This is a genomic window from bacterium (Candidatus Blackallbacteria) CG13_big_fil_rev_8_21_14_2_50_49_14, assembly GCA_002783405.1.
Classification (GTDB): domain Bacteria; phylum Cyanobacteriota; class Sericytochromatia; order UBA7694; family UBA7694.
In genome coordinates this window covers 1-12,460 of record PFGG01000075.1, presented here as the reverse complement: position 1 = coordinate 12,460, position 12,460 = coordinate 1, and the positions used below count along the sequence as shown (strand labels likewise).

The 12,460-nt window shown below is 42.7% G+C and carries 9 protein-coding genes and 1 pseudogene; 8 read left to right on the top strand and 2 right to left on the bottom strand.

Features of this window, described 5'->3' with window-relative positions; genetic code table 11:
- Nucleotides 1–3 precede the first annotated feature (3 nt).
- From COW20_21485 to COW20_21450, 8 genes are all read left to right on the top strand, one after another.
- Nucleotides 4–831: a hypothetical protein gene (locus COW20_21485; protein ID PIW44935.1), complete on the top strand. Its 828-nt coding sequence runs from the start codon at nucleotides 4–6 to the stop codon at nucleotides 829–831.
- A 232-nt stretch (nucleotides 832–1,063) separates the two neighbouring features.
- Entirely contained in the window at nucleotides 1,064–2,395 is a 1,332-nt protein-coding gene (locus COW20_21480) for a cell division protein FtsZ (GenBank protein ID PIW44934.1), read from the top strand.
- Nucleotides 2,396–2,753: 358 nt separating this feature from the next.
- Nucleotides 2,754–3,986 (top strand): hypothetical protein, encoded by a 1,233-nt coding sequence (locus tag COW20_21475; GenBank protein PIW44933.1) that lies wholly within the window; start codon nucleotides 2,754–2,756, stop codon nucleotides 3,984–3,986.
- Entirely contained in the window at nucleotides 3,977–6,955 is a 2,979-nt protein-coding gene (locus COW20_21470; GenBank protein ID PIW44932.1) for a hypothetical protein, read from the top strand. Before COW20_21475 ends, COW20_21470 begins: the two co-directional genes overlap by 10 nt.
- A 4-nt stretch (nucleotides 6,956–6,959) precedes the next feature.
- Nucleotides 6,960–7,643, top strand: a complete 684-nt coding sequence (locus COW20_21465; GenBank protein PIW44931.1) for a hypothetical protein — start codon at nucleotides 6,960–6,962, stop codon at nucleotides 7,641–7,643.
- A gap of 1 nt (nucleotide 7,644) precedes the next feature.
- Complete coding sequence (locus COW20_21460) at nucleotides 7,645–8,451, top strand: hypothetical protein (protein ID PIW44930.1); 807 nt, start codon at nucleotides 7,645–7,647, stop codon at nucleotides 8,449–8,451.
- Nucleotides 8,441–10,153 (top strand): hypothetical protein, encoded by a 1,713-nt coding sequence (locus COW20_21455; GenBank protein ID PIW44929.1) that lies wholly within the window; start codon nucleotides 8,441–8,443, stop codon nucleotides 10,151–10,153. Before COW20_21460 ends, COW20_21455 begins: the two co-directional genes overlap by 11 nt.
- 26 nt (nucleotides 10,154–10,179) lie before the next feature.
- Nucleotides 10,180–11,016, top strand: coding sequence for a hypothetical protein (locus COW20_21450; protein ID PIW44928.1), 837 nt, complete (start codon nucleotides 10,180–10,182; stop codon nucleotides 11,014–11,016).
- 199 nt (nucleotides 11,017–11,215) lie between these two features.
- On the opposite strand, the gene COW20_21445 is transcribed toward COW20_21450, so the two are convergent.
- Nucleotides 11,216–11,470: a hypothetical protein gene (locus COW20_21445; protein ID PIW44927.1), complete on the bottom strand. Its 255-nt coding sequence runs from the start codon at nucleotides 11,468–11,470 to the stop codon at nucleotides 11,216–11,218.
- A gap of 224 nt (nucleotides 11,471–11,694) precedes the next feature.
- Nucleotides 11,695–11,778 (bottom strand): annotated as a pseudogene (locus COW20_21440) (septum formation protein Maf).
- Nucleotides 11,779–12,460 lie beyond the last annotated feature (682 nt).

The following is a 12,460-nucleotide window of genomic DNA, read 5'->3' as shown; positions in this document are numbered from 1 at the left end:
CCCGTGGCCTCTCCGGAACTTCCCTTTTCTGAGCCCGTTGAAGCCTACCCTTCAAGAAAACGCAAAAAGCGTGTGCCGGATTATTGGCGAATCATGGCTGCGATGCTTTTAAGTAGTATTTTGTGGCAGATTTGGACTTCTTCGCTTTGGCAGATTCAAGAGGTCAGACCCCATGGATTGAGCCATTATTCCACCCGTTTTGTTTTGAGTTATCTTGACGGCAAACATTTGATGGGCCAGCATTTGCTGCAGGTCAATCCTTTGGTTCTACAGAAAGAATTGATGGATTACCCCTTGCTCAAATCTGTGAATGTGGAGCGTTCGCTTTTTCCGACCGTTGTCAATATCTTTGTCATTGAGCGCAAACCTACTTACAGATTGTTTTTTGAACGTCCTAATGCACAGGTGTACACGCCTGAACACTCCTCGCTGATGGATGAAGAAGGGGTTTTACTGAATATTCCGGATACCAGTACGCCTGCCCATACTGTTTTGGCGAGCGTAGACAAGAAAATCTTGAAAATGGGGCATCTGCCAGAGACGCAGTTGAATATTCTGAATTTGCTCAATGGGCTTTATCAGAAAAAGCAACTCCCGATCCAGGGCGTTTATAATCTCTCCAATCCTGAGAATATTATATTACGTACCCCCGAAATCAATTCCCCTATTTGGTTGGGAAAACCTGAACAGCTTTCTCTTAAATTGGGGCTTTTGCCTTCTCTGACTCAAATTACGGCCAAACAGTCACAATTGGTAGAATCGATTGATTTGCGCTTTTGGAAACATCCCGTGATTAAGACCAAAGTTCCTTCTTCAGTGCTTCCTGAGTGAAAGTCTTGTTTTGCTGTAAATGTCCTGACAATCCAGACTTTAAACGGGGTCATGGTATGTTAAAATGTCTGAATATACAGGCTTAAATAGCTTTGTCCGTTTGTATCTGAATGAATACACGTTATGACGAATACTTGGCCCTTGTGAAATCAGGGCTTAGGACAGATCTGGAGTGTGAAGAAGATACCGGAAAGTTTCCCCCAGCCAAGGAAGTAAAGGTGGTCGTAAAACCATGGAAGCAGCAAGAAAAAAACTCTCATCTGTCGCAGATATTAAAGTTATAGGTGTAGGGGGCGGTGGCGGCAATGCCGTTAACCGGATGATTTCCTCTGGTTTAAATGGTGTTGAATTTATTTCAATCAATACTGATGCGCAAGCCCTCTCTTTTTCACAGGCTGAAAAGCGCATTGCCGTGGGTGGAAAAGTCACCCGAGGTTTAGGGGCTGGTGGTAACCCTGCGATTGGCGCGAAAGCGGCAGAAGAAAGCCGTGATGATATTGCAGCAGCACTTGAGGGTGCTGATATGGTTTTTATTACCTGTGGTATGGGCGGTGGTTCTGGGACTGGTGCCGCACCGATTGTTGCGGAAATTGCACGTCAGAACAATGCTTTAACCATTGGGGTGGTGACACGGCCCTTTACCTTTGAAGGACGCAGACGTTGGCAACAGGCTGAAGATGGGATCAACAATTTCCGTGAAAAAGTAGATACCCTGATTGTGATTCCCAACGACAGATTGCTTTCTGTGGTTGAAAAACGCACCTCTATTCAAGAAGCTTTTCGGGTCGCTGATGATGTTCTGCGCCAGGGGGTCCAGGGTATTTCTGATATTATCACCATCCCAGGTCTGATCAACGTCGACTTTGCTGATATTAAAGCGATTATGGCAGATGCAGGCTCTGCTCTGATGGGCATTGGCCACGCCAGCGGTGAAGGACGTGCGATTGAGGCTTCTCGTGCCGCAATCTCCAGTCCTCTCTTGGAAGCCTCGATTGAGGGGGCCAGCGGAATTATTTTCAATGTCACCGGGGGTGCTGACCTGACCCTGTATGAGGTCAATGAGGCAGCTGAAGTCATTTATGGGGTCGCCAGTCCTGATGCCAATATTATTTTTGGTGCTGTGATTGATGACCGGATTCAGGGTGAGATTCAAATCACCGTGATTGCAACAGGTTTTAACAATGGTCAACGGCCAGGGGTGCGACGCCAGCAACAGGAAGCCCGCTATACCGCGCCTGTACATAAACCGGCAGCACCGGCCTATCAAGCGCCTTCTGCCGCCCCTGCGCCAGCTCCTGTCGCTCCGCCTCCTCAGGCCGCTGCCCCTGCGCCAGCGCCAGCTCCTGTCGCTCCGCCTCCTCAGGCTGCTGCCCCTGCACCAGCTCCTGCTGCTCCGCCTCCTCAGGCTGCTGCCCCTGCGCCAGCTCCTGCTGCTCCGCCTCCTGTGGCCGTTCCCCCTGTCGCGTCGGCTCCTCCGGCTGCTGTTGTTCCTCCTGCTGCCGCTGCGCCACCGCCAGCCCATGACCCTTTGGAGTTGCCTCCTTTTCTTCGCCCCCATCGCTAAAATGCGTTCATTTTAAACAAGCCCCATCAGCTCATGGCTGATGGGGCTGTTTCATTTGCGCAATGGAGGATACTTAATATTTCTTAATATTTGTATTTCAGACTCAAAATGCGAGCGTTATTTATTCTAACAATTTATTCGAAATTATAATGTGGATTGATATAATCAAAACTGAGGGTGTAATTTTTTGCAGCGTCGTTGTTGTTTCGAGGGTGTATTTGATTCTTTTTAAAAGCTGTTGATTGATTGTTCATTGAACGAATTGAATACAATAATTGCTTATGTCTGAAATCTTGGTTTTTAGATTCTAGCAAAATTTTTTATCAATAATACGTATTATTGATTTTTAATGAGTAGTATGAGAAATTCAAATAAATTCTTTTTTATTATATCTCTTTTTTTTACATTAAGTCTTTTTTCTTGCTCAAACAAATCTGAGGTTCAAGGGAAAATTACCTATGTTTCTGATAATAAGGTTGTGGTTGGAGATGTCGCTGTTGAATTAGATGGGGTTTCCGTTGCGACCAGTAAGCCCTTAACAGGCAATTTCTTAATTCATAACGTGGCCCCAGGTGAGCATATTTTGAAATTGAAAAAAAATGGATTTGAAGAGCTCACCCAACCTTTGCAAATTGAAAAGGGCAAAACTTTAAAACTCAATTTTGCGATGGTGCCAGAGACAAAGCCCGTCAGTCACGAAGGGACTAATTTTATTCTGCTGAATTCACAAAGCAGATTATTGTCGACCTTAAACCTTAAATCAGGAAACTGGGGGCAGATTGTGGAACTTGAAGCCAGCCCCAAGGAAATGGCTTTTGATGAGGATGACCATCATTTGTATCTCAGTTTGCCAGAAAAAAATGAAATTGCAGTGTTTGATTTAAATCAAATGCGTTTAGATCATCGTATTCCGCTTCAAGAGACTTCCAAGCCTACGGCTTTGGCGCTCTCTCGGCGCGAGGATCAGCTAATTTCAGTCAATGATGAAAAAAATACCCTGATCTGTATCAATCTTTCACGCAGGCAAATCACGAGCCCTTGTTTTAATCCTGATGAACTCAAAGATCCTGTGACGGTGATTAAAAATCGAGACACCGGGCATTTTGATATTCTTGGCAAAAATGCGATTTATGAAACTTCAGGAACTGCTTTGATCAGCACCTATCCACTGGGGCGAACGTATCGACGTGCGCATTTAGTCTGGCTGAACTCGGTTCGTCAATATTTGATTCATTCCTTGGTGGGGAATCATTTCTATCTGTATGACCCGCAATCAAAAGAAAAAGAACAACGGCTTGAAACCGAAGGTGAACCGATTAAAGTTTTGGCCCCTTTGCAGAATGCAAAACTCTATGTGCTTTTTGCTGATCATTTGCGTCAATACAATCTTTATACCAAAAACTGGGGGCCTAAAATTGAAACCGGGGGCTCTGCCGCTCAAGATATGGTTTATGATCCCCATTCACGTTCTTTTTATATCTTGGACTCTGGCCGTGGTCTGATTGTGTATCAGCCCGAGTCAGATAAAATGGAGACTTTGGCATTGCCCTTGGCTAAAATAGGACCCGACAGGTTTCTAGTATGGGGATAGCAGACCTTCCTTTTTCGAAAGAGTCAGCTTTTCCAATTAAAAGATTTATTTTTATTTTAACGCTTTTTATTTCTGGGTTTTGTGGGATTTCATATGAAATTCTTTATTCCCGTGCTTTGGGCAATATTATTGGCAATAGTTTTGTATTGAATGCCTCTATTCTGATTATGTTTCTATTGGGCATTGGCATCGGCACAAAAATTGCGCATAAACTGGAAGGCTATTTATGGCTGATTGAAGCCTCAATCGGACTTTATGCTTTGCTTTTTATAGCCCTCTATCCCAGTCTTGATGCCTTTTTTTATCAGGTTTTGCCCGCAGGAAATATTCTTTTAACGATTTTGGCTTGTGCTTTGCTTTTGTGTATTCCCACGGTTTTGATTGGCTGTAGTTTGCCGCTGTTTGCTGATTTATTTCAAGAAATGATTCCAGGTAAAATTTTTGACCTGAGTTATATGATTTATAATTTTGGTGCATCGGTAACGGCCTTTGCGATTGAGTTCTACTTAATCAGAAGCTATGGCATTATGCAGACGCTTGCGATTATTCTGTGTTTGAATTTTCTTTCGGGTTTGCTTTTGGTTGGCTTCTTTAGAAAATCCAAGACTGTCAGAGAGCTAAAGGATTCTATTTCTTTTCCTCCGCGTTTGCTGGCTGCACTGTGTTTGCTCAGTATCGCCAGTGCCATTTTTCAATTGTTGGCGATTAAAATCGCAGAGTTTATTTTTGGCCCTTTTCATGAAACCTTTGCCATGGTGGTCAGTTTGGTGCTTTTGGGCATTGCCCTGGGCAGTTTACTCAGCCGCTATTTGAAATTGAGTTTTGGTTTTTTTACGATCAGCAGCACTTTTTTCTTGGTCTTGATTCTTGCGCTTTTTCAGCCCTTGGTGTTTCGCTATGCTGCGTTTTATGCTCACTTCAGTGAGTCTACGCTGATTGTTTTAAAAATGTTGATTTTGGCCTGTTTCATGCTTTGGCTTTCGATTGGTTTTGGTGCAGCAATACCTTCCCTTCTGACTTCTGATGAATCGGAAGTTGCGAAAGAATCAGGTCATTTACTTTTTGTTTCAAGTCTTGCCAATGCTTTTGGATATCTTTTGATGGTTTTGTATATTCATAGCCATTTTAATTATGGTCAAATTTTATTGATTATTCTTTCGCTTTTGGCTTTGGCCGCTGTGATTTATGATTGGCCCAACCGAAAAAATATGGTTTTGGTAAGTATTGCTTTGTTTTTAGGGTTGGGTGCCTACCTTTCTTTATGGAATGAAAATCTCTTGTATCTCAGTTATAAAGCGTTTAGCCGTGAGGATACCCTGCGCCAAAAAATGGGGGAATACAAATGGGGCAGTCAGTACCGCAAATATGAAGATGTATTTTCAATCAACAAGGTGGGAGATCAGGAATTCTTTTTTATAAATGGCTATATCAGCATGGCCTTGAATTCTGCGGCTGAATATATGGTGGGAACGCTTTCCAGCCTGGTTTCTCCCCGTACACAACATGCGCTTGTTTTGGGCTTGGGCAGTGGTTCCACAGGCAGTACTGTGACCCAGGTCTTTGATAAGACGGATATTGTCGAGATCAACCCTGTGATTGTCGAACATCAAGACGATATGAAGGAACATAATTTTAATATTGCCCACGATCCGCGCGCGCAGATTATTTTGGATGACGGCATTCGCTATCTCAAAAACACGCCACAAAAATACGATTTGATCTTGAATACGGTCACTTCTCCGCTTTATTTCAGTTCAAGTAAGCTTTATACAGTTGATTTTTTTCGTCATATCAAAAGCCGTTTAAAGCCCGATGGGGTTTATACCACTTGGATTGACAATCGCATTGGCGAAGAGGGTTTTAAAATTATTTTAAAATCTTTGCATTCGGAGTTCAAATATGCCTGGACAGCGATGATTCGCTCTTCCTATTTTCTTTTGCTTTGTTCCAATCAACCGATTGCATTGCACCAACAGGAAGCAATTGAAAAGAACACGGTTTTGAAAGAATTTTTTATGAATAAGCATGGGCGCAGCCTTGACAGCATTAAGTATGCGATTGTATCAACGGATACCTTTGGTTTTTTGGATGAACATTCAGAAACTCAAAATATAGATTTAAATTCAATCGATAAGCCCAATTTAGAGTTTGCCATGTCGGCACTTTCCCCTGACGCGAATATAGATCCGTTTAAACATTACCTTGAAAAAAATTATTCCATTGAGCAGATGCGTGCGCAAATCCCTGCGGATCCTTTAAAATTAGCAACCCACTTTACCCAGCTTCAGAGCAATTCTTCCTTTATCAAAAGTTTTATTCGCCAAGCCTATCAGGCGGATCCCAAACTTGGTCAGCCGCTCGAAGCGCGTTTATTGCGAGAGTATCAATTGGCTTGGGAACAACATCCCAGTCTTGAAACTGGAAAACAATATGCACAGTGGTTGGAACGTTACCGCAAAAAGGTTTTGGCCAATCAGGTCTGGCGTAAAATGTTTACGCTTTTTCCAGAAGAAGGCTATGTATATTATAAAATGTCGAAATTATTTAGAGAAGAAAACGATATTCAAAATGCTGAGCTGTATTTGAAAAAAGCACTTGATAAATCACCTGATAATCAGGATTATCGCTATACTTTGGCTGAAATGTATTTTGAGCAGCACAGATTTCTGGACAGTGAAGAGCAATTGCAGACGCTCTTGAAGCAGGCGCCGGCTTATCACCAGGCAAGGTACCGATTGGGGCGTCTTTATTATTTTCAAGAGGATTTTGATAGGGCAGAAAAGTCCTTTGCAAAAGCCTTGTCTTTTCAAAAAGAAAATGAGCTTTATACCTATTGGATGGGGCGTTCATTGTTTGCCCAAAAAGAATATAAAGCAGCAAAGTCTTATTTTGAGCGTTCTTTAAAACAAGATCCTGAGAGTAAAGAAACTTTGAAATGGTTAAAAAAATCTATCCTGAGCGAGATCTGAGAAAATGCAAAAGAAAATTAGTTTGGTGATTGTTGAGGATAATGAACTCATGCTGGCTGGTATCAGTGGCGCATTGTCCTGTTATGCAGATCTTGAAATTTTGGCAACCTCAGGCCATGGCCAAGAGGGAATGGATTTGATCACCAAACATCGGCCCGATGTCGCTTTGTTGGATATCCGTGTTCCTGGGATGAGCGGGATTGAAATTACCCAGGCGATTCAGGATCGGGGGCTTCCCAGCCATGTGGTCATTCTTACTTCGATCGAAGACGATCAATCGCTTTACCGTGCCTTTTTAGCGGGAGCCAATGCCTATACCATGAAGGATATTCCCCCAGCAGAACTTTATACAACGATTAAAATGGCTGCCAATGGCTTAACCCTGATGCAACCTACGGTTGCCAAATATGTTTTGACTGAATTGCAACAGGATGAAAAGAGTCCTGCAGACACCGTTCCGCTTAAATTTTCAACGACTTCTCCTTTGAAAGAAGTCTTGACAGAACGTGAGCTTGAAATTTTAACCTTGATAGCCAAAGGGTATAAGAATAAGGATATTGCAGATCAGCTGTTTATATCTGAGGGCACGGTGAAAGTGCATGTGAATAATATTCTCAGAAAAATGAGCGTATCGAATCGCAGTGAAGCGATTGTCAAAGCGATGGCCAGTAATCTTCTTTCAGCCTAGAATGAAGCCGCGCTTTCAAATTTCGGCATTTAGCCAGTTTTCGAGGGGCTCAACCCGAATTTTTACGCTTGCTTTTGTGCTTGTCTTTTGTTTTTTTGTTTTGTGTTTGAGTTTTTTTATTCCTTCTGCCTTCATGCTTTTAGAGGCCAAAGAAAAATTTCCCTGTGAGGATCTGCAGCGTCTTCAGAAAATTGCTTTGGGGCTTGAATTTGGAGAACCTCTGAAAAAGTTGATGCTTTGGGAGCAAGATATTTTTATTCGTATTAAAGGCTCGCCCACTGCTGAAGATTTACAGGTTTTGCAAGCGGTGGTGAATGAATTGAATCAGCTTCAGCAAAAGATTAAACTGACGCTGCAACCAGGCTCTGAACCCTCTGAACAAGACAATCTTGAAATTATCTTTGCGCCTTACCGTCGTTTTCAGTTTTTGGATCCCTATTATATTGCGCATAACAAAGGTTTTTTTAGTGTGGAACAAGAGGATGATCGCCTCTATTCTGCCCGAATTTTAATTTCGACCAATAAAATTAGCCAGGCAGAGCGAAATCATTTAATTCGCGAAGAACTGACCCAGAGTTTGGGATTGTTCAATGATACCCGAGATCAGCCTGAGAGTATTTTTGAAGCGCGTTGGACACAGGTGCAAAAATATTCTGAACAGGATCGGCGTTTGATTCAATTGCTCTATTCCGGCGCGCTTTTTGCAGGTCAACCTGCAGAACAGATTGAGCGGGCCTTTTGTTCCCATTATTTTAGCTTGCGTTGTTTTTTACCTCAAGGACCGTGTCAGAAAAATCATGAAAATTAGATATAAGTTTTTTATTGTTTTTGTTGTGATCACTTTGTTCTCGCTCTTTATTAATTATTTTATTTCCAGTTTGGGTGTGCAAAAAATTGTCTATAAACAAACGGAGCAGACCTTAGACTCTGGTCTAAATACCAATTATTTGATTTTGAAAAATTTTCTTGAGCAATTTCAAAATGAAACACAGCGTCTTGAAATCTTGAATTCCTTGTCTTCTGTTCAGCTAGAGCAGGAGATGGCGCTTTTGCTCAAGAATCAAAGCTTTGATTGGATCATGCTTCAAGAACAAAATCAAGCAGATCGGGTGAAGACCTCCTACACGCAGATTCAAGCCCATCAAATACCGTCCTTGGAGCCTGGTGAGGTTTTTCTGCTTGCTGCGGGAACAGATTTTTTTATTTTTACACGCAGGGTGCTTGATTCGAAAAGAGAATGGGTGGTAGGAAAATTATTGAATCCTGTACTCAATAGTTTGTATCACGAGAATGGGCAGGCGGTTTTATTGTATTTGAATACCCATCAATTGTATTCAAGCGATCCCGATTTGATCAAAAGTCTTCAAAAAATTGATTTTGAAGTTTCGATTAACCGTTTGATTTCGAATTTGGTCAGCTCCGGTTTATTTATTCTGAAAGGCCAGAACCAAGAGTTTAAAGCCAATTATCGCAGCATTGACTTTCGCAATGGACAATTGAAAATTTTGCTTTTACAACCCACAGATTTTGAAAAACAGATTATCTTAGAGATGGTTGTCAATTTAGCCGTATTTTCTGTTTTCTTTTTGCTTATTCTTTTGATTTTTAGTTATTATATTTCAAAAAATATTATTTCACCCTTTCAAAGTTTGATGGATGCCATCCTGAAGCGCAACAAAGAAAATATTACAGACTTACTTGAGCGCAAGGATGAAGTGGGTGATATCGCCATTCAGTTTTGGCAAATCATGGATGACCTCTATTCTCAACAGGCACAAAAAGAAAAGGTTCACTCGCTGATTGCCCATGATTTAAAAACCCCCTTGATCGCTATTTCTCGTACGCTTGAAAATATTCGCGATCAGGATCATATTTCAAGGGAACAACGCATTACCTTGATCAATATGATGCTTAAACATTGTAATAACTCGCTCAATTTGATTACCAACCTGCTCAATGTTCAAAAATATGAATTGGGGAAGATCAATTTGTTTTTGGCGAAAGATGATCTCAATGGCTTGCTTTCTGAGTCTGTTGAAGGTTTGCGTCCTTTAGCTGAGGCCAAACAAATTGAAATTGCTTTGGCACTGGATAAAAATCCTGCACCGTTGATGTTTGATCGGATGGAGATTTCGCGTGTTTTGAAAAACTTGGTAGCGAATGCGATCAAATATACCCAAAACAATGGCGTGATATCCATTCACAGCAAATTTAGTTCTGAGGGGGTAGAGGTTGTCATTCGAGACAATGGACAAGGCATTCCCGAAGAGTTGCAAACCACCATTTTTGATTTTTATAACCGCAACAATCGTTTGATCAAAGACAATGCCCAGGCAGATTTATCCACGGGTTTGGGGCTTTATCTCTGTCGTCAGATTATTGAAGCGCACAGAGGGTGGCTTCGTTTGGTCAGTGAAGAGGGCAAGGGCAGTCAGTTTACATTTTTTTTGCCTCACCGTTATTCCCGCAATCTTGAGGTAGGCCCTCAAGATCTAGCCCGTTTACATTAAATTCTGAAGTTCAAGAGGGAGAAACTATGAAACCGGTTGAGAAAATAAGTTTTTGTATTCAAGAATCCTGGGTACTCAATGCTTTGGCCGGGCTTTGGGGGGGGGTGATTGTGGTTCTTGCGCTTTTGGATATTTTTCTGAACTATCTGGAATGGACCTCGATTGGGGCCCTGCAACGCCTGGTCAATGTTTCTCAGGATGATGGTCTGGTGAACTGGTTTTCGAGTATACAGTTGTTTTGTATTGCGCTTGTGCTTTGGGGCGTTTTTGCTGTTCTGCTGACACAAAAGCAGACCCTGAAACGTTTTGTGCTCTGGGGCTGGGGTTTTATTGCCAGTTTTTTCAGCTATCTGGCCTTGGACGATGGTTCCCGTCTGCATGAGCGGATTGGTACCGCTGTTGAAGAAACCTTTAAAGGAGGAGGCGCTTCTGGGGGCGGCTTTTTTTCTGAATTGGTCAAACATTTTCCCAGTTTTCATTGGCAGTTGGTTTTTGTACCTGCTTTGGTGTGCATTGGCTTTTTTGTGATGTGGTTTATGTGGAAAAACCTGAATAGCCGTGAGCAAAAGATTCTTTTGTTTTTAGGGCTTTCACTTTATGGTTTTGCTGTGGTGCTTGACTTTATTGAAGGGGTGGAAAGTATCTATACCCATCTGGCTGCTTCTCTGGGGGTAAAAACCTATGTGATCAGTCACCTGTCGATTTTGATTGAAGAGTGCAGTGAGATGTTTGGCAATACCCTGATTATGCTGGCATTTTTGAAACAGTTGACCAGCCAGGCTGGAAATTGGTCTGTTCGTGTTGTTTCATCAGCTTTTCCAGAAAGTGCAGAGAACCTTGACTCCCCCCCTCCGTTGGTTTAGTTTTTTGGATCTATACCAGGGTTATAGCTGTATTGAATGCTCAATATATACCCCAATCTATAACCCTGGTTATATTCTATTTTTGTGTTTTAGATCATATGATTAGAACGTAAAGATGAAATCCAAAAGGTGGTAGGTTAGTATGGTAAGTAAAAGAAAGTCTCAAAAAGGTTTTGCCTTGGTAACAGCTGTTGCGCTCTCAGCTGTTGTCTTGATTGCTGGTGGCGTACTGGTCTATCAGATTTCTGGTGGTACCAAAGATATTGCGCATGATACCCGCAGCAGAGATGCCGTTCGTGTTGCTGAAGAAGGTCTCTCTAAGTATGTCGGTCTTGTGTACAAAAAAAATAATCCAACCGCTCAACTTGCAGCTGATGCTCATGCCGAGTTCTTGATTGAGAAGGAAGCGGATGCGAAGCAAATTTCTGGTTTTAAAAGTTTCTCTGCTGTTCAAGGGGGCGGCGGCTCCAAAGACAGCGGCTCCAAAGACGGTGGCTCTAAAGACAGTGGCTCTAAAGACGGTGGTGCGAAAGTCACCATTTGCCATGTTCCCCCTGGAAATCCTGCAAATGCACAAACCCTTGAAGTGGCTGCTGCTGGCTGGAATGGACACGATGGCCATGCCGGTGATACCCTGGGTGCTTGCGCTCCTGTGGTCGACCCCTGTGCTGCCGGTAAAGACGGCGGCTCTAAAGATGGTGGCTCTAAAGATGGTGGCTCTAAAGATGGTGGCTCTAAAGATGGTGGCACCAGTTCAGGTTGTACTCCCCCTGCTGTGACCACGCCTTCTACCAGTACTGCGGGTTATGGTGTAAAGGTTGTCTCCTGGAGAGAAACCAAAGTAACAAAAGGTGGGGCCCTTTACGATACCGCTGACGGCGCAGGCCAGTTTGAACTTCAGACTTCTGTTGCCAACCCAACGGTTGCGGGTACTGCCCCTGGCCAAGATTCAAATGCTTTGAAACTGCGTGTGACTGCTTATGTTCCCAATAAAGCAGCTGCACGTTCAGCGAAAACCTTTGAAGCAATCATCTATCGCGGTTATCCCGCTACTGCCACACCTCCTGCAGCAGCTCCTACACCGACACCCACTCCTGCCGCCAAGGACAGTGGCTCCAAAGATTCCGGTTCTAAGGATTCCGGTTCTAAGGATTCCGGTTCTAAGGACAGTGGTTCCAAAGATGGTGGCTCCAAGGATTCCGGTTCTAAAGATAGCTAATAATAAGGCGTTTTGCCTTTGATTTAGACACCCTGTTGAAAGCCCCAGGTAAAATACCTGGGGCATTTTTTCATTTTTAGCCATATGCTTTAATTTTTAAATATAATTTAATTTAAATTTTCATTTTATGAATTTTATCGTGTTTGCTTTGGTTCAGTAGTTCAGAATGAAAGTTCTTCGCACCTTGAATCACGAGATTCGGGGTGCGATTTAAGTTTTTTGACA